The 22284-nt window shown below is 69.9% G+C and carries 20 protein-coding genes; 8 read left to right on the forward strand and 12 right to left on the reverse strand.

Annotated features, from left to right (window positions below; translation table 11 throughout):
- The first annotated feature begins 71 nt into the window (after positions 1–71).
- On the forward strand, positions 72–779 hold the full coding sequence (locus tag ISU10_RS13150; RefSeq protein ID WP_370865327.1) for a DedA family protein: 708 nt from the start codon (positions 72–74) through the stop codon (positions 777–779).
- Here the strand turns inward: ISU10_RS13150 and pyrE are convergent.
- Positions 776–1309 (reverse strand): orotate phosphoribosyltransferase, encoded by a 534-nt coding sequence (pyrE, locus tag ISU10_RS13155; RefSeq protein WP_194696857.1) that lies wholly within the window; start codon positions 1307–1309, stop codon positions 776–778. The two genes, ISU10_RS13150 and pyrE, sit on opposite strands and share 4 nt — an antisense overlap.
- A gap of 5 nt (positions 1310–1314) precedes the next feature.
- Positions 1315–2370 carry an NAD(P)/FAD-dependent oxidoreductase gene (locus ISU10_RS13160; protein ID WP_194696858.1) on the reverse strand — a complete coding sequence of 352 codons (1056 nt, stop codon included), beginning with the start codon at positions 2368–2370 and terminating at the stop codon, positions 1315–1317.
- Positions 2371–2417: 47 nt separating this feature from the next.
- On the opposite strand from ISU10_RS13160, the gene ISU10_RS13165 reads away from it, so the two are divergent.
- Complete coding sequence (locus ISU10_RS13165; RefSeq protein WP_370865329.1) at positions 2418–3602, forward strand: pyridoxal phosphate-dependent aminotransferase; 1185 nt, start codon at positions 2418–2420, stop codon at positions 3600–3602.
- A 6-nt stretch (positions 3603–3608) separates the two neighbouring features.
- Here ISU10_RS13165 and ISU10_RS13170 read toward each other — a convergent pair whose 3' ends face one another.
- From ISU10_RS13170 to clpB, 3 genes are read right to left on the reverse strand one after another with little or no spacing between them, the layout of a single operon-like run.
- The gene (locus ISU10_RS13170) at positions 3609–4418 is read right to left on the reverse strand and encodes a DUF4064 domain-containing protein (RefSeq protein ID WP_194696859.1); all 810 of its coding nucleotides are present in this window, start codon (positions 4416–4418) and stop codon (positions 3609–3611) included.
- A gap of 7 nt (positions 4419–4425) precedes the next feature.
- Complete coding sequence (locus ISU10_RS13175; RefSeq protein WP_194696860.1) at positions 4426–5592, reverse strand: hypothetical protein; 1167 nt, start codon at positions 5590–5592, stop codon at positions 4426–4428.
- Positions 5593–5605: 13 nt separating this feature from the next.
- Positions 5606–8200: an ATP-dependent chaperone ClpB gene (gene clpB / locus ISU10_RS13180; protein ID WP_194696861.1), complete on the reverse strand. Its 2595-nt coding sequence runs from the start codon at positions 8198–8200 to the stop codon at positions 5606–5608.
- A gap of 221 nt (positions 8201–8421) precedes the next feature.
- Between clpB and ISU10_RS13185 the strand changes: the two genes are divergently transcribed.
- Positions 8422–9123 carry a hypothetical protein gene (locus ISU10_RS13185; protein WP_194696862.1) on the forward strand — a complete coding sequence of 234 codons (702 nt, stop codon included), beginning with the start codon at positions 8422–8424 and terminating at the stop codon, positions 9121–9123.
- A 17-nt stretch (positions 9124–9140) separates the two neighbouring features.
- On the opposite strand, the gene ISU10_RS13190 is transcribed toward ISU10_RS13185, so the two are convergent.
- The 4 genes from ISU10_RS13190 to dnaK are packed head-to-tail and all read right to left on the reverse strand — an operon-like array spanning position 9141 to position 13291.
- Positions 9141–9578, reverse strand: coding sequence for a heat shock protein transcriptional repressor HspR (locus tag ISU10_RS13190; protein WP_194696863.1), 438 nt, complete (start codon positions 9576–9578; stop codon positions 9141–9143).
- A gap of 10 nt (positions 9579–9588) precedes the next feature.
- On the reverse strand, positions 9589–10767 hold the full coding sequence (gene dnaJ / locus ISU10_RS13195) for a molecular chaperone DnaJ (protein WP_194696864.1): 1179 nt from the start codon (positions 10765–10767) through the stop codon (positions 9589–9591).
- 50 nt (positions 10768–10817) lie between these two features.
- Positions 10818–11417, reverse strand: coding sequence for a nucleotide exchange factor GrpE (gene grpE, locus ISU10_RS13200; protein WP_370865331.1), 600 nt, complete (start codon positions 11415–11417; stop codon positions 10818–10820).
- On the reverse strand, positions 11414–13291 hold the full coding sequence (gene dnaK, locus ISU10_RS13205) for a molecular chaperone DnaK (RefSeq protein ID WP_194696865.1): 1878 nt from the start codon (positions 13289–13291) through the stop codon (positions 11414–11416). The genes grpE and dnaK overlap by 4 nt, the downstream gene beginning before the upstream one ends.
- Positions 13292–13596: 305 nt before the next feature.
- Here dnaK and ISU10_RS13210 point away from each other — a divergent pair, with 305 nt between their 5' ends.
- Entirely contained in the window at positions 13597–14280 is a 684-nt protein-coding gene (locus ISU10_RS13210; RefSeq protein WP_194696866.1) for a glycerophosphodiester phosphodiesterase, read from the forward strand.
- On the opposite strand, the gene ISU10_RS13215 is transcribed toward ISU10_RS13210, so the two are convergent.
- The gene (locus ISU10_RS13215) at positions 14270–14761 is read right to left on the reverse strand and encodes a lamin tail domain-containing protein (protein WP_228500762.1); all 492 of its coding nucleotides are present in this window, start codon (positions 14759–14761) and stop codon (positions 14270–14272) included. The genes ISU10_RS13210 and ISU10_RS13215 overlap by 11 nt on opposite strands.
- Before the next feature lie 62 nt (positions 14762–14823).
- Between ISU10_RS13215 and ISU10_RS13220 the strand changes: the two genes are divergently transcribed.
- Positions 14824–15837, forward strand: coding sequence for an NAD-dependent epimerase/dehydratase family protein (locus tag ISU10_RS13220; RefSeq protein ID WP_194696867.1), 1014 nt, complete (start codon positions 14824–14826; stop codon positions 15835–15837).
- 42 nt (positions 15838–15879) lie between these two features.
- On the opposite strand, the gene ISU10_RS13225 is transcribed toward ISU10_RS13220, so the two are convergent.
- The gene (locus tag ISU10_RS13225; RefSeq protein WP_194696868.1) at positions 15880–16107 is read right to left on the reverse strand and encodes a hypothetical protein; all 228 of its coding nucleotides are present in this window, start codon (positions 16105–16107) and stop codon (positions 15880–15882) included.
- A gap of 143 nt (positions 16108–16250) precedes the next feature.
- Between ISU10_RS13225 and ISU10_RS13230 the strand changes: the two genes are divergently transcribed.
- Genes ISU10_RS13230 through ISU10_RS13240 form a run of 3 tightly spaced genes read left to right on the forward strand, consistent with a single transcriptional unit; the run spans position 16251 to position 21631 of the window.
- On the forward strand, positions 16251–19220 hold the full coding sequence (locus ISU10_RS13230) for an alpha-mannosidase (RefSeq protein ID WP_194696869.1): 2970 nt from the start codon (positions 16251–16253) through the stop codon (positions 19218–19220).
- A gap of 32 nt (positions 19221–19252) precedes the next feature.
- Complete coding sequence (zwf, locus tag ISU10_RS13235) at positions 19253–20698, forward strand: glucose-6-phosphate dehydrogenase (RefSeq protein ID WP_194696870.1); 1446 nt, start codon at positions 19253–19255, stop codon at positions 20696–20698.
- 39 nt (positions 20699–20737) lie between these two features.
- Entirely contained in the window at positions 20738–21631 is an 894-nt protein-coding gene (locus tag ISU10_RS13240; protein ID WP_194696871.1) for an aldo/keto reductase, read from the forward strand.
- Here ISU10_RS13240 and ISU10_RS13245 read toward each other — a convergent pair.
- Positions 21628–22182, reverse strand: coding sequence for a hypothetical protein (locus ISU10_RS13245; RefSeq protein ID WP_194696872.1), 555 nt, complete (start codon positions 22180–22182; stop codon positions 21628–21630). The two genes, ISU10_RS13240 and ISU10_RS13245, sit on opposite strands and share 4 nt — an antisense overlap.
- Positions 22183–22284 lie beyond the last annotated feature (102 nt).

The raw sequence follows: 22284 nt of genomic DNA on the forward strand, positions 1-22284 counted from the left end.
GGACTCTGCCACGCGCCGACCGTAGCCATCAGTTCACCTGGCGGTCATCATTGCCCAGGTACGCTCACGCCGTGAGTCCGTCAGCCCTCATGGTGCCGCTCCTGTTCGGCATCCAGTGGCTGGACCCCAACTGGCTGCTCGGCCAGTTCGGCACCGCCTTCTTCTGGGTGAGCCTGGTCATCATCTTCATCGAGTGCGGGCTGTTCTTCCCGTTCCTGCCGGGTGACACCCTGCTGGTCGCGATCGGGCTGTTCGTGGCGGGCGAGAAGGTCTCGATCGTGCCCGGCGGCCCGCTGGTCAACCTGATGTTCTCACTGGTCGTGCTGACCGCTGCGGCGTTCGCCGGCAACGTGGTCGGCTACGAGATCGGCCGCAAGATCGGGCCACCGCTCTACGAGCACGACGGCCGGCTCCTCAAGCGCGCGTACTTCGAGAAGACCGAGGCGTTCTTCGAGAAGCACGGCCGCAAGGCGCTGGTCATCGGCCGGTTCGTGCCGTTCGTGCGCACCTTCATCACGGTCGTCGCCGGCGCGACCCGCATGCACCGCGCCAAGTTCATGGTGTGGAGTGCCGTCGGCGCCATCGTCTGGGTGGCCAGCATCGTGTCGCTCGGCTACTTCGTCGGCAAGCGCGTGCCCTGGCTGGCTGAGAACATCGACTACGCGATCCTCGGGCTCCTCGCCCTCTCGGTGCTCCCGCTGGCCTTCGAGTGGTGGCGCCACCGCGGCGCCGACGACGCCGAGACCGAGAACGAGAAGGGCGCGCAGGCGCGGGCCTAGGACCGCACGCCGTCGAGGTCGGCCTTGGTCAGCACCGAGCGGATCTCGAGGCCTACGTCGGCGAGCGGGTTGCCGCCCGCAGGTGACCGGTCGATCGCGCAGATCACCAGCTCGACGTTCGCACCCGCATCGCGCAGCGCGCGGGTGGCGTCGCGTACGGCGCCGCCCGTCGTGATCACGTCCTCGATGAGGACGACGGTGCGGCCCGCCACGTCCGGACCCTCGGCGAGCTTGTTGGTGCCGTAGTCCTTGGCCTGCTTGCGCACGAACAGGGCCGGCAGGCCGGTGTGCGCGCTCAGCGCGGTGACCAGCGGGATGCCGCCCATCTCGAGTCCGCCCAGCAGCTGACCCGCCTCGTCGGGAAGCAGCGTGGCCATCTGGGCAGCCACGCGCGCCAGCAGGGTCGGGTCGGTCTCGAAGAGGTACTTGTCGAAGTACTCGTGCGAGACCTGGCCGGACCGCAACGTGAACTCGCCTGTCAGGCGGCAGCGGGAGTCGACGTCGCGGGCGAGATCAGGATCGGCGGTCACGGGGATCAGTTCAGCATCGCTCGCAGGTCGGGGGCGAACCGGGTGGCTATCTCGTAGCCGCCGAGGGTCCGCTCGTGGCGCGCGTGGGCGTACGTCGCCTCCCAGTCCGCCGGGCGCTCGACGAAGGACTCTGCAAATGCCTCTGCCTGGCGCGCCGCCGTGTCCATGCCGAAACCGGCGAAGGGATCCTGACCGGTGCCGGCGTCGCCCACCAGCGCCCACCCGGGCCCGGCAGGCTGGCGCAGGTAGCTGTCGGTCGGCCTCCCGGTGAACGCCTTGCCGCACCAGGTGACCGACTCGATGCGCTGCGAGAGGCTGGCGTGCTCCCGCAGCCGGCGCGAGAGATGGCCGGCCGGGTCATCGCCGTGGGCCTCGTGGTCCGCGAGCGGGATGCTGATGGCGATGCAGAACAGGTCATCGTCACTCGGGAACACGTAGGCCAGCTCGTCGCCCACCAGCGAGAACTCGGCGCCGACCTCTTCCGGCGAGCGCCAGTCCCTCGCGTAGCGGTAGTACATGGCTCGGGCAGCAGGGTGACGCTCTTGCGTCGAGGCGCCGACGAGCGCGGCCACCCGAGACCGGCGACCGTCAGCGCCGACAACCGTTCCTCGGTGCATCTCGCCCGAGTCGTCGAACACGCCCATCACGTGGCCTTGCTCGCGAACCAGGTCGACGACGCGCGCTCCCGTCCTGACGTCGACGCCGACCTCGGCGCAGCGCCGCAACAGGATCGAGTCGAGCGTGATCCGCCGCACGGACAGGCAGAACCCGACCTCACCGGGATCTTGGGGTGGGCCGGGAGCGGCCGACTCGTCGTCTACGGCGAAGTACTCGCATCGCAGGGGTGGCGCCCCCGTTGCCAGTACCTCGTCGAGCACTCCTACCTCGGCCAGCGAGCGCACCAGGCCATCGCCGCGGAAGAAGTGCGTGGACAGCGTGTCCGACGGGAAGTGGCGCGCCTCCAGGACCCGCACGGCCACCCCGCGGTCGGCGAGCCTGAGGGCGGTCAGCGACCCGGCGATCCGACCGCCCACCACGACGACGTCTGGGCCAGACCTCACCGTCGGAGGATAGGCCCCGACGGGGGAGGGATGGCTACCCTCCTACGGTGCCCGCCCGATCGAATGGCCGCCGCGCGGCTGCCCGCCTCGACGGCATCCCGCCGACCATCTTCTCCACGATGTCCGCACTCGCGGTGCGCACGGGAGCGGTGAACCTCGGCCAGGGCTTCCCGGACGTCGACGGTCCGCCCGAGGTGATCGCGGCCGCCGTGCACGCACTCGAGTCGGGAGCCAACCAGTACGCACCCGGGATCGGCGTACCTGCCCTGCGCCAGGCGATCGCCCGCCACCAGCAGCGTCACTACGGCATCTCGCTCGACCCCGACACGCAGGTCGTGGTGACGACCGGGTGCACCGAGGCGATCGCCGGCGCCCTGCTCGGCCTGGTCGACCCGGGCGACGAGGTCGTCGTGCTGGAGCCCTACTACGACTCGTACGTCGCGATGATCCAGATGGCAGGCGGCGTACGACGGCCGGTCACCCTGCGAGCCCCCGACTTCCGCCTCGACGTCGAGGAGCTGCGCGCCGCCGTCACCGACCGCACCCGCTTCGTGCTGGTCAACAGCCCCCACAACCCGACCGGCACGGTGCTGACGCGCGAGGAGCTGACCGCGATCGCCGAGCTGGCGGTCGAGCACGACCTGGTGGTGATCACCGACGAGGTCTACGAGCACCTGGTCTTCACCGGCCACGAGCACGTCCCGATGGCGACGCTGCCCGGCATGGCCGAACGTACGTTGACGTTGTCGAGCGCTGGCAAGAGCTACAGCTTCACGGGCTGGAAGGTCGGCTGGGCGACGGGCCCGGCCGAGCTGGTCGGTCCCGTGCTCGCGGCCAAGCAGTGGCTGACCTTCACCTCCGGTGCGCCGCTGCAGCCGGCCGTGGCGACCGCACTCGACGAGCTGCCCGACTGGCCGGCCGCGCTCGCCGCCGAGCTGGAGGAGAAGCGAGACCTGCTGTGCAACGGACTCGACACGGTCGGCCTCACCGGCCGGCCGCCGTCCGGCACGTACTTCGCCACCTCCGACATCAGCCACCTGGGCTGGCCCGACGCGATGTCGTTCTGCCTCGCCCTGCCCGAGCGCGCGGGCGTGGTCGCGATCCCGACCCAACCGTTCTACGACGACCCCGACGCCGGCAGGCAACTGGTCCGCTGGGCGTTCTGCAAGCAGCGCCCGGTGATCGAGGAGGCCCTGCGCCGGTTGGCTTCCGCCGACCTCACCTATCGGTAGGCGGCGTCAGTAGCGGTCGCGGAACCACTGGCTGGCATCGCCGAGGCACAGCAGGATGACGACCAGCACGCAGGCCAGGAGCCACAACACCATGAAGAACGCCCCGCCGATCGTCATCAGGAGGCACAGCAGCCCGGCGACGACGGCGGAGATGATCAGCAGGATCCGGGCGACCTTGCCCCGCCGTAGGACCATCACGCCGAGCACGGTGGCGATCACGCACCAGATGGTGAAGACCAGCATGATCGCCACGAACACACCGAAGGCAGCCTCGGCGTCGAAGTCGCCCGTGGCCCCCTGCTCGGCGATGGCCTTGTCGACCTCGGTGAGCACGTCGTCCTTGGCCACGATCAAGGCCAGGGTGAGGAACGCGAACAGCGCGCCGGTCAGGCCGGAGAGCACGATGGTGATCCAGCCGGCCGCCGTCACCGTGCCGGGACGGCCGTCGCTGACGCCGCGGGTGAGCGGGCGGCCGTACATGTCCAGCCCGTCTCCGAGCGGCCCTGCGGGTGGCAGCTGCTGACCGTAGGGCGAGGTGTACTGCCCGTACGGCTGCTGGGGTTGCTGGGGTTGCTGGGGCGCCGCCTGATAGGGGTTGGTCGCCGGCGGCTGGCCGTAGGGGTCGGGCTGTTGCGGCTGCTGGGCGTAGGGGTTCGGCGGGGCCGGCGGTGTGCCGTAGGGGCTGTCGGCCGACGGCTGGCCGTAGGGGTTGTCTGCGGGCGGCGGGGACGCGGGCTGCTGGCCGTAGGGGGTCTCACCCGAGGAGCCACCGTAGGGATTGCTGGGCGGAGGCCCGCCCTGGCTGCTGTCGCTCACGTGAACATCACATCATGCTGCCGCGCTGCCGCGCCTCAACCCGCGCGAGCCAACGCTGGGAGGACGGCTGCAACAACAGCACCGCAGCGGCGGCCGCCAGGACGCCTGGCACCACCAGGGGCGGGGAGACCACCGACCCCGCGATGCAGAACACTGCGACCACGCCGGCCGAGGCAACCAAGGACACCGCTGCCCATCGCATCCGGTTGAACGCGAGCACGGCCAACACACCCGATGCCAGGGCCCACACCAGGCACCCGATGGCGATCGTCCAGGTCAGCGACTCGAGCGTCGACGCCGAGACACCCTGCTCGGCGAGCTCCGGGTTGCGGCGCTGCAGCTCGGCGAAGAGGCCGTCGGCGTCGGTGACGAGAGCGGTGATGAGCGTGAGAGACAGCAGGGCCGTCAGCGCGCAGCAGACCCAGGTGATGGCGCACGCGACGGTGACCGGCGTCGGACGTCGGACGCGACGCGGCGCGTAGGTCACGGCGTACGGCTGGCCGAGGTGGGTGACCGGTGCGCCCCACGGCGTCGGCCCGGACTGCGGAGGCCACGGCGGTGGCTGCTGTGCGGCTGGAGTCGGTGCCACGGGCGGCTGGACGGGCGGCTGGACGGGCGGCTGGACGGGCGGCTGGACGGGCGGCTGGACGGGTTGCTGGGTGGGCGCCTGGGGCGCGGCACTCGCCCAGGGATCGCGCCGGCCCTCGGGCGCGACGCGCGGGGTGGTGCCGGCGAACCAGTGGCGCGACGGCGCCAGCCACAGCATCGCGACGCTCGCCAGCACCACGCTGGCCAGGAATCCGCCCGAGACCAGGCCGCAGAGGAACAGGGGAACGGCGAGGACGCTGAGCCCCACGCGTGCTGCGCGGTTGCGCTTGAGCACGTGCCAGCCGAGGATCCCCGCGGCGGTGGCGAGGCCGGCGGCGGCCATCGACACCGTGCGGATGATCCGCAGCGCCGACTCGTGCCCGAGCCCGAGCTGGCTGCCGGGCGGCTCGCTGAGGAACTGCTCGATCGCCGACCGGGTCTCGAGCGAGCGCAGCTGTCCGAGCTGCTCGAAGACCGAGAGCACCAGCATCGAGGACGCCGCGATCACCAGCCACCCGGCCAGGGTCACCTGGCGCGGGCGCTGGGCTCCCGACTTGTCGGGACGTTCGCCTGGCGCGCTGCTCACGTGGCCAAGTGTCTCAGGCGGGCGTGAGCACCAGCCCGTCTTCCCCCTGGTCGACGCGCACCGTGCCGCCGTCGACGACGTCGCCACTGAGGAGCAGCCTGGCCAGCGGGTCGCCGATCGCACTCTGGATCAGCCGCCGCAGCGGGCGGGCGCCGTACGCCGGGTCGTAGCCGGTGTCGGCCAGCCACCGTCGGGCCGCGTCGGTCACCTCGATCTCGATGCGCCGGGCTGCCAGCCGCTGCTCGAGCAGGCCGAGCTGCAGATCGACGACCTGGGCCAGGTCGTCCTTGGACAGCGCATCGAAGATGACGATCTCGTCGAGCCGGTTGAGGAACTCCGGCTTGAACGAGGCACGCACGACGGAGAGCACCGACTCGCGCTTCTTCTCCGGGTCCAACATCGGGTCGACCAGGAACATCGAGCCCAGGTTGCTGGTCAGGATCAGCAGGGTGTTGCGGAAGTCGACCGTGCGGCCCTGGCCGTCGGTGAGCCGTCCGTCGTCCAGCACCTGCAACAAGATGTCGAAGACCTCGGGGTGGGCCTTCTCGACCTCGTCGAGCAGCACCACCGAGTAGGGACGTCGGCGCACCGCCTCGGTGAGCTGGCCGCCCTCTTCGTAGCCGACGTACCCGGGAGGGGCACCGACGAGCCGGGCGACCGAGTGCTTCTCGGAGTACTCGCTCATGTCGATGCGCACGATCGCCCGCTCGTCGTCGAACAAGAAGTCGGCCAGCGACTTGGCGAGCTCGGTCTTGCCCGTCCCCGTCGGCCCGAGGAACAAGAACGAGCCCGTCGGGCGGTGGGGGTCGGAGATACCCGCACGCGAGCGGCGTACGGCGTCGCTCACGGCCCGCACGGCATCGGCCTGGCCGATCAGCCGGTGGCCGATGACCTGCTCCATCTCCAGCAGCTTGGCGGTCTCGCCCTGCAGCATCTTGCCGGTGGGGATGCCCGTCCAGGCCTCGACGACGTCGGCGATCTGCTGGGCCCCGACCTCCTCGCCGACCAGCGGTTCGACACCCTCGAGGTCCTTCTCGGCCTCCTCGACCTCGGCGATCCGCTTCTCCAGCTCGGGGATGGACTCGTAGCGGATCTTGCTGGCCCCCTCGAGGTTGCCCTCGCGGAGCAGCTTGTCGGCTTCCACGCGCAGGTGGTCCAGCGCACGCCGCAACTCGCCCTCGCCTTCCAGCGTGGCCTTCTCACGCTCCCAGCGCGCCTCGAGCCCGCGCAGCTCCTCCTCGTGGTCGGCGAGGTCGGCGCGCAGCTTGCCCAGACGCTCGACCGACGCCGGGTCGGTCTCCTTGGCGAGCGCGAACTCCTCCATCTTCAGCCGCTCGACCTGGCGACGCAGCTGGTCGATCTCCTCGGGCGAGGACTCGATCTCCATGCGCAGCCGCGAGGCCGCCTCGTCGACGAGGTCGATCGCCTTGTCGGGCAGCTGGCGCCCGGTGATGTAGCGGTCGGACAGCGTGGCCGCGGCCACCAGCGCGGCGTCGGTGATCCGGACTCCGTGGTGGGCCTGGTACTTCTCCTGGATGCCCCGCAGGATCTGGATGGTGTCCTCCACCGAGGGCTCTCCGATGAAGACCTGCTGGAAGCGGCGCTCGAGGGCGGGGTCCTTCTCGATGCGCTCGCGGTACTCGTCGAGCGTCGTCGCGCCGATCATGTGCAGCTCGCCACGGGCGAGCATCGGCTTGAGCATGTTGCCGGCGTCCATGGCCGAGTCGCCTCCGGCGCCGGCTCCGACGACGGTGTGCAGCTCATCGATGAAGGTGATGATCTGGCCGCCCGCGTCCTTGATCTCCTCGAGCACGGCCTTGAGCCGCTCCTCGAACTCGCCGCGGTACTTCGCCCCGGCCACCATCGCGGCCAGGTCCAGGCTGAGCACCCGACGGCCCTTGAGGGAGTCGGGCACGTCGCCGGCGACCACGCGCTGGGCGAGCCCCTCGACGACGGCGGTCTTGCCGACACCGGGCTCGCCGATGAGCACCGGGTTGTTCTTGGTGCGCCGGCTGAGCACCTGGATGACGCGCCGGATCTCGGAGTCACGGCCGATGACCGGGTCGAGACGGCCGTCCTCGGCCGCCTTGGTCAGGTCGACGGAGTACTTCTCCAACGACTCGTAGGTCGACTCGGCACCCTCGCTGGTGACCCGGCGGCTCCCGCGGACGGCGGAGATGCCCTCGCGCAGCACGTCGGCCGTGAGGCCGGCGTCGTCGAGGACCTTCTTGGCACCCGACTCCACGGTGGCCAGCGCGACGAGCAGGTGGTCGGTGGCGACGTAGTCGTCCTTCATGCCGGCCGCCAGGTCCATCGCGGCGGCGAGCACCCGCGTGAGCGCGGCGGACGCGGCGGGTCGCTGCACGGTCGCCCCGGTGGCACTGGGCAGCGCACGGACGGCGGCCTCGGCAGCTGCTGCCAGCGTCGCGACGTCCGTGCCGCACTTGGTGACCAGGCTGCGCGTGGTGCCGTCCTCCTGGCGCAGCGCGGCCACGAGCAGGTGGATCGGCTCGGTGGCGCTGTGCCCGGACGTGGTCGCGAGCACCTGGGCGGTCTCGATGGCCTCGCGGCTGCGGGTGGTGAACTTCTCGGCGGCGAACTGGCTCATACCGACTGGCGTCCCTTTGGGTGTCGTGAAGTTGGGGGTGTTTCCCGGTCCCCCGGAGGGAGACCCACTGGCCTAACGATCCCGAAGTTGAGTCTGTTCCACTCAACTTCAGATATTTCGGTACGGCGCGTCGTCCCGGCTTTCGCGGGCTCCGTGCGGTGGCATGAGGTCCTAGCAGAGTAAAGACCCGGTGCCCGTGACGCCGCCAGAGAGGTAACACCATGAAGAACCCTGGGCAGAAGCTCAAGTCCGGCCTCATCGCACTGGCCGTCGGGATCGTTCTCGTCGCCGCGCTCGACTGGGCCGCGGCGGCCGCCACCGGACGGTCGATGATCCTGGGTCAGTGGAACCAGGCGGACCACTCGACGACTCTGAAGAACACCAAGAGCGGCCCGGCGCTCGACCTGCGGGCCAGTGGTCCGGCGCTGAAGGTGAGCAACGGCAAGAAGATCGCCAAGCTCAACGCCGACCAGCTCGACGGCCTCGACTCCACCGACCTGCAGTCCAACCGCAACGTGACCTACCAGTGGAGCGCCACCAACCACACCGGCGGCTTCACCCAGGCGATCCCGGACCAGCCTGCCGGGAGCTACGTCATCTCGTTCTCGCTGCAGATGAACGGCGCCCAAGGGACCGAAGCGGACCCCAACGTCATCAACTGCCGCATCGACCAGACGACCACCGTCGGTATCGACACGCTCAAGGCGCGCCTGGCCGACACGCAGCTGCCCTCGATCGACACCATCCCGACGCTGAACGGGTCCAACCCCGTCGTGCTGGCCACCGGAGACAAGCTCACCTTGGCCTGCACGATGACCCGCAACGGCTTGTCCTGGACGACTCCGGTCACCCAGCCGATCACCGTCAACCTGCTCCGCGTCGACGGATCGACGGTCACCATGGGCGGGGCGATCCCCAACTGATCGGGTGAGCGGCGCGGCTAGCGACCGCCGCGCCGCCAGACCACGACCTGGCTCGCAGCGTCGGGCCGGCGCAGGACCGGGAGCCTGCTCGGCTGGGCCGGCGCGCGCCGGGAGCGTCCGAGCTCCTGCGCGGCCTCGGCCAGCGCCTGGCGGGTGGCAGCCAGCTCGGCCACGAGCTCCTCGTTGCGCTGGTGCAGCGCGTCGACCTGGTTCTCGAGCTCGAGGATCCGGCGTACGCCCTCGATGCCGGCCCCCGAGGAGGTGAGCTCGGCGATGGTGCGCAGCAGGTCGACGTCGCGCGCGGAGTAGCGGCGACCGCCACCGCCTGTGCGCGTGGGCGCGATGAGACCCATCCGCTCGTAGGCGCGCAGCGTCTGGGGGTGCAGCCCGGTCAGCTCTGCCGCCACGCTGATGACGTAGACGGCCTTGTCGGGCTCGGGCGTGCGGGGGGTCACGACTGGTCGCTCATGCTTGGGCCGCCTCGAACAACCCGGAGCGCAGGGTGCTGCCCTCGGTCGCGGCGCGGTAGTCCTCGACGGCCTGGCGGGCCTGCTCGCTGAGTACGGCGGGTACGTGGACCTGCACCGTCGCGAGCAGGTCGCCGTTGGTGCCGTCCTTCTTCCTTGCACCGCGACCGCGCACCCGGAAGGTACGTCCGTTGGGTGTGCCCGCGGGGATCTTGAGGGTGACCGGTGCACCGCCGAGCGTCGGGATCTTCACGTCGGCGCCCAGGGCGGCCTCGTCGAAGGACACCGGGACCTCGATGGTGAGGTTGTCGTCCTTGCGACCGAACAGCCGGTGCGGGGTGACCTTCACCGTCACGAACAGGTCGCCTGCAGGGCCGGAGTTCTCGCCGGGACCGCCCTTGCCCTTGAGGCGGATCCGCTGGCCGTCCTTGACCCCGGCGGGGATGCGCGCCTGGATGGTGCGCGCAGAGGTGCCGCGACCCGAGCCACCACACGTGGGGCAGGGCTCGTCGTAGACCAGCTGCCGACCTCGGCAGGCGGGGCAGGTCTCGTTGAGGGAGAACGCACCGCCGACGCCCGAGACGATGAAACCCGCACCCTCGCAGGTCGAGCAGATGTGGGGCTTGGTGCCGGGCTTGCCGCCGGTGCCGCGACAGGTCTGGCACGCCGCGTCGGAGGTCAGCCGCAGGCTGATGGTCACGCCCTCGATCGAGTCGGTGAAGGCGATCGTCGCCGTGGACTCCACGTCGTTGCCCCGGACCGGACGCGGCCTGTTCTGGGTCGAGGACCCGCGCCGACCCGCGTTGCCGATGAAGTCGCCGAAGATGTCGCCGAACCCGCCCGCGTGGCCGCGGATGACGTCATCGATGTCGAAGCCACCCGGAGGGCGGAACCCGCCGCCCCCGCCGAAGCCACCCGGGAACGGGCCGCTGGCGACCTGCGAGCGGTAGGTGTCGTAGGCCTCGCGCTTCTCGGCGTCGCCGAGGACGTCGTAGGCCTCGGCGACCGACTTGAAGGTCTCGTGCTTCTTGGTGTCGCCCGGGTTGGAGTCGGGGTGGTGCTCGCGGGCCAGCTTGCGGTAGGCCTTCTTGATGTCGGCCGAGCTGGCGTTCTTGCCGACGCCGAGGACCTGGTAGAAGTCCTTGGTCGCCCAGTCGGCGCGGATCTCCGCTGCCATCCACCCTCACCTCCTTCCGGGGTCGCGTGAGCTGTCTGGTGCTCCGATGGTCACACCTGGGGAGCAGGTGCCTCGGCATGCTCGCCGGGGTCGACCACCAGGACCTGGGCCGCGCGCACGACGCGTTCGCCCATCCGGTAGCCCGCCTTGGCGATCACCTTGCACGTGGTCACCCGCACCTCGGGGTCGGTGCCGATGTGGGACAGCGCCTCGTGGATCGTCGGGTCGAAGGCATCGCCCGGCTCACCGAAGCGCGTCAGGCCCTGGGCTGCCACCACGCGCTCGAGCTGCTCGGCGACACCGCGGAAGCCCTCGTCGAGCGGGCCGTGCTCGCGAGCCCGGTCGATGTTGTCGAGGACCTCGATGATGGGCGTCAACGCGTGGTACGTCGCGTTCTCGCGCACCAGCTCGCGGTCACGGTCGACCCGCCTCTTGTAGTTGAGGTACTCGGCCTGGAGCCGCTGCAGGTCGGCAGTGCGCTCGGCCAGCTGCTGCTCGACCGACGGACCCTCGACCTCGGGCCGGTCTGCTTCGCCGCCCTCGATCTCGGTCTCGTTGGCCATCTCGCCAGCGGCCTCGCCGAACGACCCGGTCAAGGTCTCCTCGACCTCGACCGAGCCGTCCTGCTGCTCCGATGCGGAGTCGGTCACTTGGCGTCCTCGCCGCCCGCGTGACCCGACCCGCCGCTCTGGTCGTCCTCGTCGATGATCTCGGCGTCGACGACGTCGTCGTCGGACTCGCCCGTGCTGCCGTCACTGCCACCCGCAGCGGCCTGGTCGGCCTCGGCGGCGGCGTACATGGCGGCACCCATCTTCTGGCTCGTCTCACCGAGCTTGGTGACGGCGGCCTGGATCTCGTCGGCCGAGGAGTCCTCGTTGTCGAGGAGCTTCTTGAGGGCGTCGAGGTCGCCCTGGACGTCACCCTTGACGTCGTCGGGGATCTTGTCGCCGTTGTCCTCGAGGAACTTCTCGGTCTGGTAGACCAGCGAGTCGGCGTGGTTGCGGGTCTCGACCTGCTCGCGGCGCTTGGCGTCCTCGGCGGCGTACTGCTCCGCCTCGCGCACCATGCGGTCGATCTCGTCCTTGGACAGCGCCGAGCCACCGGTGATCCGCATCGACTGCTCGCGACCAGAGGCCTGGTCCTTGGCCGAGACCTGGACGATGCCGTTGGCGTCGATGTCGAAGGTGACCTCGATCTTCGGGATGCCGCGAGGGGCCGGGGGCAGACCGGTCAGCTCGAAGTTGCCGAGCGGCTGGTTCTGCGCCCACATCTGGCGCTCGCCCTGGGCGACCTTGATCTCCACGGAGGGCTGGTTGTCGTCGGCCGTGGTGAAGATCTCCGAACGCTTGGTGGGGATCGTGGTGTTGCGCTCGATCAGCGTGGTCATCACGCCGCCCTTGGTCTCGATGCCCAGGGACAGCGGCGTGACGTCGAGGAGAAGGACGTCCTTGACCTCGCCCTTGAGCACGCCGGCCTGCAGCGCGGCACCGACCGCGACGACCTCGTCGGGGTTGACGCCCTTGTTGGGCTCCTTGCCACCGAGCAGCTCCTTGACGAGCTCGGTGACCGCGGGCATCCGGGTCGAGCCCCCGACCAGGACCACGTGGTCGATGTTGTCGACCGCGACGCCGCCGTCCTTGAGCACCGACTTGAACGGCTGCTTGGTGCGGTCGAGCAGGTCGCTGGTGAGCTTTTGGAACTCGGCGCGGGTCAGCTTCTCCTCGAAGTGGAGGGGGCCGGACTCGCCGTGGGTGATGTAGGGCAGGTGGACCGTGGTCTCGCTCGAGCTCGACAGCTCGATCTTGGCCTTCTCGGCGGCCTCCTGGAGGCGCTGCTTGGCGATCTTGTCGGTGCTGAGGTCGACGCCGTTGTTGTCCTTGAACTTCTTGACCATCCAGTCGACGATGCGCGAGTCCCAGTCGTCACCACCGAGGTGGTTGTCGCCGGAGGTCGCCTTGACCTCGACGACTCCCTCGCCGATCTCGAGCAGGGACACGTCGAAGGTGCCGCCCCCGAGGTCGAAGACGAGGATCGTCTGGTCGTCGCCCTTGTCGAGGCCGTAGGCGAGCGCGGCCGCGGTCGGCTCGTTGACGATGCGCTGGACGTTGAGCCCGGCGATCTCGCCGGCCTCCTTGGTGGCCTGGCGCTGCGCGTCGGAGAAGTATGCCGGCACGGTGATGACCGCGTCGGTCACGGTCTCGCCGAGGTAGGCCTCGGCGTCGCGCTTGAGCTTTTGGAGCACGAAGGCGCTGATCTGCTGGGGCGTGAAGGACTTGTCGTCGATCTTCACGGTCCAGTCGGTGCCCATGTGGCGCTTGACGGACCGGATGGTGCGCTCGACGTTGGTGACAGCCTGGCGCTTGGCGACCTCGCCCACCAGGACCTCACCGGACTTGGCGAAGGCCACGACCGAGGGCGTCGTACGAGCTCCCTCGGCGTTGGCGATGACGGTGGGCTCTCCACCTTCGAGGACGGCGACGACGCTGTTCGTCGTACCGAGGTCGATGCCGACGGCACGAGCCATGTTGGGTTACCTCCGTTGTGGGAAATGCTTGGGGCCTGCTTGCTGCTCTGCTGCCATCCTGACGACTGCTGCCCGGCTGGCCAAAATCTTGAGTGGATCGGACTCAAGTCTATTCATGGGCTCCAACGCACCCATGGTGGCCCTTGTTCCGGTGTCACCGGGCAATTTTCGACTCTCTGGTAGGTGGTGGTCTGGTCGCTCGGGGGTGCTCGGCGGGGTACTCCCGTGCGGTTGACGGGTCTAGGAGCCGTTTTGACCCGTCAATTGCACGGGAGTACCGAGCCGGGGCCCCCTACCGTGAGCACATGGGCAGGCACCGGGTGCTGATCTCGGCGCACCGGTGCAACTCGGCGGACGCCGTGCGGGAGGCGTACCGGGTCGGGGCGGACTACGCGGAGTTCGACGTACGGCGTGCGGGGGACGGCACGATCGTGGTCGGCCACGACCCGGTGGCGCTGGCCGACCAGGCCCACCGGCTCGACGACGTACTCGCGGCGGTCGCGGAGTCGGGACTGGGCGCCCACGTGGATCTCAAGGGAAGGGACGCCGAGACCTGGGCCGAGGAGCTCGCCGAGCGGTGCGCCCTGGTCCTCGACCTGGACCGTGTCGTCTTCACGACCGGGCGGCAGCCGGCCGCCGCGAAGCTGGCGGCGTGGGCCGCGCGTCAGCAGACGGCGCCCATGGTCGGGCTGACCCTCGGCCAGAGCACCAAGAACCTGCGGTTGCCGGCCGCCGTACGTGCCCGGGTCGGCGAGCTCTATCCCAACCGCCGGTGGGTCGAGAGCGGCGCCGGGGTGCTGGTGGCCCACCACGTGCTGGCCCGGATCAGGCTGCTGCGCTGGGCAAACCGGCGTGAGGTCAGGGTCTTGGTGTGGACCGTCGACCACCCGCGCGTCGTGCGTGCGGCCCTGCGCGACCCGCGCGTGTGGATGGTCACCACCAACCACCCGGCGACGGCCGTCGCCGCTCGCGAGCGAATCAGCAGCTGACCCACTGGCCCGCGCCCGAGTAGGCGCAGGTGTCGACGACCTTGCCGGCGGAGTTCTTCAGCGTCGCCTTGTCGCCGGTGTTGTTCCAGATGTAGGCGCCCTGGCGCCAGAACAGGTGCTGGGTCTTGTTGGTGCCCTTGCCCGTGTGGATCGTCACCGTGATGCCCGGCGCCACCACGAACCCGGTCGGGAACTTGAACCTGAACCCGGTCACGTCGCGCAGCACCCACCCGCTGAGGTTGCGCGACTTGGTGCCGTAGTTGTGGATCTGGACCCATTCCTTGTTGATCTGGGTATTGGTCAGCACGTCGTCGCCCGGCGGGTCGTACTGGATCTTCGACAGCCGCAGCGTCGGGAGTGCCTGCTCCTGGGCTGCTTCTTGGGCTCCCGCCTGCTGCGAGGTCGCCCACAGCGCGATCGGCGCGACCAGCGCACCCACGGCGACCAGCATCGCCCACCTGCGCACCGTTGGAGACGTCATGCCTGTCAGGCTATTCCTGGTTGGCCCGGCCCGGCACCGGTTTGCCGGAAGTACGATCACGCATGCGCGTACTGGTCACCGGGGGCACCGGCCACGTCGGCTCTCACATCGCACTCGCGCTGCTGCGCGACGGACATTCGGTGCGACTCCTCGTCCGCCGGCCCGAGCAGGTCGCCGTCACCTTCGCGCCGTACGACGTGAGGTTCGGGCCGGACGACATCAAGGTCGGCGATGTGCTGGACGCATCCTCGGTGAGGAGCGCGCTGGAGGGCTGCGAGGCCGCCGTCCACGCCGCCGCGCTGTTCACCCTCGACATCCGCAAGGCCCAGGAGATGCTCGACACCAACGCCACGGCCACCCGCATCGTGCTCGACGCGGCGCTCGAGCAGGGGTGCGACCCGGTCGTGCACATCTCCAGCTCGGTGGCGCTGATGCGTCACGGCGGCAGCGGGCCCGACCTACCGCTCGGCGACATCGAGCACGCCTACAGCAAGTCCAAGGTGCTCTCGGAGGTCGAGGCGCGCAAGCTGCAGGACGACGGCAGGCCCGTGGTCACCGTCTACCCCGGGGCCATCTACGGGCCTGGAGACCCGTACGTCGGGTCCAACACCGAGCGGTTCCTCTGGGTGGTGCGCGGGTGGTTCCCGCTGTGGTCCAAGGGCGGTGTGCTGGCCAGCGACGTGCGCGACACCGCCGACGTCGTCGCGGCGGTGATGCAACCGGGCCAGGGGCCGCGGCGGTTCGTCGTACCAGGCATCCACATGAGCGGTGACGACCTCTACGCCGCGGTGGCCAAGGCCATCGGGCGCCGCCGTCCCCACCTCGACCTGCCGGCCAGGCTCGGCCTCTGGACCAGCAAGGCCGTCGACGTCATGCAGGCCCGGTTGCCCGAGCGTCTCCACTACCCCGCCGACAGCGAGGGCGCCGAGATGGCCGTACGCGACACGGTGCTCGACGACTCCCCCGCGCGCATCGAGCTCGGCATCGTGCCGATCCCGTTCGAGCAGTCGATCCGCGACGAGATCGAGTGGGCCGTCGATGCCGGCCACCTGCCCGAGAGGTACCGCCCACGCTGAGGTCCTCCTCGTCGAGGGCCGCTCGGGCGTGCTCGCCGAGGTTCATCGGTCGCGGTTGCGGGGGTGCTGGCGGGCGGCTCGCTCGTTGCCGCGCTTGTCGTTGCCGGTCCAGCGCGCCATCACCTGCTGGGGATCGCCTCCCTCGACCTCGGCGAGGAACTCCGGCGCACGAGGGCCGCGCAGGACCGTGGCGCGCCTGCCGTGGTGGGTGATGACGACGTCCCCGCCGCGTTGGACGTCGTACTCGAAGCCGTGAGGATCGCCTGGCACCCGGTCATCTTGACGTGGGACGTCCGATCGGCGCCCCTGCTTAACCTGGCCGGCCCGGATCGCACGCGTGGTCGCGGCGCAGGGCAACGTCCTGGACGCGTGAGGGCTGCCCTCGTCGATCTGGGCGTCGATAGCGTCGGGCCATGCACGACCGACGCGGCGAGATCCGGGCACGACTGCGACGCATCGTCGACCAGCAACTGCAACCGGCCGTCAGACGGCACGTCTGCGACCTGACCGTCTCCGCGTGGCCGGTCCCACGCGGAGCCGACGGGACGGTCGGCGAGCCGGTCTCCTTCGCGCAGGCCAAGGACCAGGAGTACGACGCGTTCGCGATCGGCGACCCGTGGGGACCCGCGTGGGCGACGACCTGGTTCCGGATGTCCGGCGAGGTGCCGCCCGACCTCGCCCATCCCGAGCTCGTCGTCGATCTCGGCTTCAGCGGAGCGAGTGCCGGCTTCCAGTGCGAGGGCCTGGTCCTGCGACCCGACGGGACCCACGTCAAGGCCCTGAACCCGCTCAACGACTGGGTCCCCGTCGTTCCTGGCGAGCTGGTCGAGATCTATGTCGAGACTGCCGCCAACCCGCAGGTACTCACGTCGTGGAGCCCGACTGTCCTCGGCGACAAGCTCACGTCCGGGCACGACCCGGTCTACCGCTTGGTGACGGCCGCCGTCGTCGAGGTCGACCTCACGATGCGCGAGCTCCTCGCCGACATCGAGGTGCTCGACCAGCTCTCGGCCGAGCTCGGCGAGGACGACTCGCGCCAGGTCGAGATCCTGCTCGCGCTGGAGAGGGCCCTCGACGCCCTGGACCTCACGGACCTAGCCGCGACCGCGGGCACCGCGCGCGGCGAGCTGGCCGCCGTCTTGTCCCGGCCGGCGTACGACGGCGCCCACCGCCTCTCGGCCGTCGGCCACGCCCACATCGACTCAGCCTGGCTGTGGCCGGTGCGCGAGACGGTGCGCAAGGTGGCCCGCACGGTGTCGAACGTCGTGGCGTTGCTCGACGAGGATCCGGATCTCGTCTACGCCATGTCGAGTGCCCAGCAGTGGGAGTGGGTGCGCGTGCACCATCCGGCCCTCTTCGAACGGGTCAAGAAGCACGTCGCGGCCGGGCGGTTCGTGCCGGCTGGCGGGATGTGGGTCGAGTCCGACACCAACATGGTCGGCGGCGAGGCGATGGCCCGGCAGTTCCTCGTCGGCCAGCGGTGGTTCGAGGAGCACCTCGGCCTCACGTGCGAGGAGGTGTGGCTGCCGGACTCGTTCGGCTACACCGCCGCACTCCCGCAGATCGTGACCCTTGCTGGTGCGCAGTGGTTCCTGACGCAGAAGATCTCGTGGAACACCACCAACGTCTTCCCCCACCACACCTTCTGGTGGGAGGGCATCGACGGCACCCGGGTCTTCACGCACTTCCCACCGGTCGACACCTACGAGTCCTCTCTGACCGGACACGAGCTCGCCCACGCCGCACGTAACTTCCGCGACAAGGGCGCGGCCGGCCGGTCGCTGGTGCCGTTCGGGTTCGGCGACGGTGGTGGCGGTCCGACCCGGGAGATGCTCGGTCGCGCCCGTCGTACGGCGTCCCTCGCCGGCTCGCCGGTCGTCGCGCTCGAGTCGCCGACGGCCTTCTTCGAGGCGGCCCATGCGGAGTACGCGGATGCCCCGGTCTGGGCAGGCGAGCTCTACCTCGAGATCCACCGCGGCACCTACACCTCGCAGGCCGCGATGAAGCAGGGCAACCGCCGCTGCGAGCACCTGCTCCGGGAGGCCGAGCTCTGGTCGGCGACGGCCGCAGTGCGCGGGCTGCTCCCTTATCCGGCCGACGAACTCGACGAGCTGTGGCGGATCGTGCTGCTGCACCAGTTCCACGACATCCTGCCGGGCTCATCGATCGCGTGGGTGCACCGTGAGGCGCGGGCGACGTACGCCGAGGTGGCGCGAAGGCTGGAGGAACTCGTCGACGCCGCCCTTGATGCGCTCGCGGGTGAGGGTGAGGACGAGGTGGTGTTCAACGCCGGGCCGGTGGCGCGTGACGGCGTTCCTGCGCTGTCCGGGGGTCTCGTGACGGGACTTCGTCCCTCCTCGACCACCGGAGTTCTCCTCGAGAACGAGCACCTCCGCGTCGAGCTCGTCGACGGCGTGATCCGGTCGGTGCTGGACAAGGCGAACGACCGCGAGGTGCTGCCACCCGGCGGGGCGGCGAACCTGCTCCAGCTGCACCCGGACCACCCCGTCAAGTGGGACGCGTGGGACCTCGACCGCTCCTACCGCGCTCGCGTCACCGACCTGCTCGACGGTGACGTCTCGGTCCACGACGATGCGGTCGTGGTGCGCCGTGAGTTCGGCGGATCCCGGGCCACCCAGCGGGTCTGGCTCGACACCGACCTCGTGCTGTGCGAGACCACGGTCGACTGGCACGAGCGCGAGCAGGTGCTCAAGGCAGCCTTCGACGTCGACGTGCACACCGACCACGCGGCGTACGAGACGCAGTTCGGTCACGTCATCCGGCCTACCCACGAGAACACCACCTGGGACGCCGCCCGCTTCGAGGTCTGCGCGCACCGATGGGTGCGGGTGGGTGACGCCGGGTACGGCGCGGCGCTGGCCAACGACTCCACCTACGGCCACGACGTGACCCGTCATCCGCGCGACGGCGGCGGCACGTACTCCCGGGCTCGGCTCAGCCTGCTGCGCGCGCCGCTGTTCCCCGACCCCGAGACCGACCAGGGCCGGCACGTCTTCCGCTATGCCCTGGTGCCGGGGGCCTCGGTCGCCCGCGCGGCGGAGGCAGGGTACGAGCTGAACCTCCCGCTGCGCTCACGCACCGGTCCACCCGTGGAGCCCCTCGTCCACGTCGAACCGGTCACCGGCCCGGCGTACGTCGAGGCGGTCAAGCTCGCAGCCGATGGCTCGGGCGACGTGGTGGTGCGGCTCTACGAGCCACTCGGCGCACGGGCTCGCGTCCGGGTGGAGGCGTCGTTCGAGCACGTGTCCGTCCACGAGGTCGACATCCTCGAACGTCCCCACGACTGCGGCGCCTGGGACGGCTCGGCGTTGTCGTTGCGGCCCTTCCAGATCGTCACCTTGCGGTTCCGGATCGGTGGGTGACCGCAGGCGGCGGGAGGTGCGAGTCTGGTCGCATGCCGACTCCGCCGATCACGGTCGTCCTCTTCGGGGCTACGGGAGATCTGTCCAAGCGCAAGCTGCTGCCGGGCCTGTTGCACCTGTTCCAGACCGGGCTGCTTCGCGACCTCCAGGTCGTCGGCACCTCGCTCGACCACCACGACCGCGACTCGTTCGTGGAGTTCGCACGGGCCGCGGTCGACGAGTTCGCGTCCTTCGAGGTCAAGGAGGACGACTGGAAGGAGTTCGAGAAGCGGCTGTGGTGGGCAGCGTGGGAGACCGGGCCCGACGGGCTCAAGCAGATCGTCGACGACGCCGATGCTGCTGCGGGCGGGGAGGGTCCGCGTGACCGGCTGCACTACCTGAGCGTGCCGCCGAAAGCCGCCCTCGACGTGGTCACGATCCTCAAGGAGGCCGACCTGGTCTCGCGCAGCAGGATCATCATGGAGAAGCCCTTCGGCGTGGATCTCACGTCGTCGAAGGCGCTCAACAAGCAGCTGCACAAGGTGTTCAAGGAAGACCAGATCTTCCGGATCGACCACTTCCTGGGCAAGGAGGCGGCCCAGAACATCCTCGCCTTCCGGTTCGCCAACGGGCTGTTCGAGCCCATCTGGCACCGCAACCACATCGACCACATCCAGATCGACGTACCCGAGTCCCTCGGTCTGGAGCAGCGCGCGTCGTTCTACGAGTCGACGGGCGCCTACCGCGACATGGTGGTCACCCACCTGTTCCAGGTGCTCGCGTTCACCGCGATGGAGCCGCCGACCGCGCTCGAGCCGTTCGCGATCTCGGAGGAGAAGAACAAGGTCTTCCGCTCGATGCAGGCCATCGACCCGCATGACGTCGTCCGCGGGCAGTACGTCGGGTACCGCGACATCGAGGGCGTCGCGCGGGACTCCGAGACCGAGACGTTCGTCGCCCTCAAGTGCTACGTCGACAACTGGCGTTGGGCGGGCGTGCCGTTCTACCTGCGCACCGGCAAGCGACTGGCTGAAGGCGCGCGCATCATCTCGATCGCGTTCCGCGAGCCCCCGAAGTCGATGTTCCCGGCGGGTTCGGGTGTGGGCGACCACGGCCCCGACCACCTGACCTTCGACCTGGCCGACCAGGCCAAGATGTCGCTCTCGTTCTACGGCAAGAAGCCTGGGCCGGGCATGCAGCTGCAGAAGCTGTCGATGCAGTTCGCGATGCGGGACATGGGCTGGGCGGGCGCGGTTCTGGAGGCCTACGAACGGCTCATCTACGACGCCGTCCGCGGCGACCGCACGCTGTTCACCAGCTCCGATGGCATCGAACGCCTGTGGGAGATCTCCCAGCCGCTGCTGGACAACCCGCCCGTCGTACGTCCCTACAACCCCGGCTCCTGGGGCCCCAACCAGATCCACCAGCTGATCGCACCGTTCGCCTGGCGGCTCCCCTTCGAACGCCAGTGGCGCGACCCCGACGCCTCCGCCAGCTGAAAGCGGAATAACGGGCAGGACGGGCTTGTCATGCCTCCTATGACCGTTCGCGACACTGTCCCGACCTCCGCCCCGACCTCCGTACCGACTATCACGCTCAACGACGGCACCTCGATCCCGCAGCTGGGCTTCGGGGTCTTCCAGGTCGACCCCGACGAGACCCAGCGGGTGGTGGAGCAGGCGCTCGAGATCGGCTACCGCCACCTCGACACCGCGCAGATGTATCGCAACGAGGAGGGCGTGGGTCGTGCGATCGCCGCTTCCGGCCTCGCGCGCGACGACCTCTACGTCACGACCAAGCTGAACAACGGCTTCCACGAGCCCGACCGAGCGCGGCGAGCGTTCGACGACTCGCTGGCCAGGCTCGGTCTCGACCACGTCGACCTGTTCCTCATCCACTGGCCGCTGCCGACGCTCTACGGCGGCGACTTCGAGACGACGTGGCGCACGCTGGCCGAGTTCTCCGCGCAATGGGGCGACGGCCGGGCCACCTCGATCGGGGTGTCCAACTTCGAGCCCGCCCACCTCCAGCGCATCGTCGAGGACAGCGGGCACGTACCCGCCGTCAACCAGGTGGAGGTCCACCCGTACTTCGGCAACGAGGCCGTGCGCGCTGCCAACGCCTCCCACGGGGTCGCCACCGAGGCCTGGTCGCCGATCGCCCAGGGCGCCGTGCTCGACGACCCGACCATCGGCGCCATCGCGCAGCGGCTCGGGCGCACCCCGGCACAGATCACCTTGCGCTGGCACGTGCAGCGCGGCGACATCGTGTTCCCCAAGTCGGTGAACCCCGAGCGGATGCGCGAGAACTTCGCCTTGTTCGACTTCGAGCTGACCGCCGACGACATGTCCGCGATCACCGGGCTCGACCGCGGCGCCGAGGGACGACAGGGCGCCGACCCCACCACCATGGCGTGGGTGCCGAAGGACTAGCCGATCGTCACCGTGACCTCGTTGGAGGTCTGTTCCTTGTCGGTGTCGATGACGCGGAAGCGGTTGGGGCCGGCGCGACCGGTCTGGACGTAGGTCGAGAAGGTGCCGCCGCTGACGGTCACCGTCACCGGGAAGTCGACCCACGAGTCCCCGGGGCCGGTGGCGCGCTGCACCTGGAGCACGGCGCCCTCGCCGCCCACGTAGGTGCCGGTCAGGTCGATGCGCTGCATCGGGCTGACCGTGGTCTGGCCCGCCTGCAGGCTGATGCCGGTGTCGGGGGTCTTGGTGGTGAAGACCGGGCCGGTCGGCTCGCTGGCGGCGGTCTGGGTGGCCTGCGTGCTGGGCGCGCTGGCCGTCGTCTTCTCGGGCTGCGGAAGGTACATGCTCTGCCGCGCCGCCGAGTCGGTGGCGGTCTCAGCGGCGTCCAGGCCCAGGACCCGGGTGGCCACCAGAGCCCCACCCCCCGCGAGGAGGCCGATCGCCAGACCGACGCCGACCAGGGCGACCAGCCCGGCGATGACCGGGTGCTGCTTGCGCTCAGGCTCAGGCACGGCGGGGCGAGATCCTTCGGGTTTCGTCGGTCAGGCGGTCTTGTCGATCCTGGCCATTGTTACCGAGCGACCCCAGGCCGCAGAAATCCCCTGGTGCGTGAC

Source organism: Nocardioides agariphilus, from assembly GCF_015352445.1.
In the GTDB taxonomy this organism is placed as follows: domain Bacteria; phylum Actinomycetota; class Actinomycetes; order Propionibacteriales; family Nocardioidaceae; genus Nocardioides; species Nocardioides agariphilus.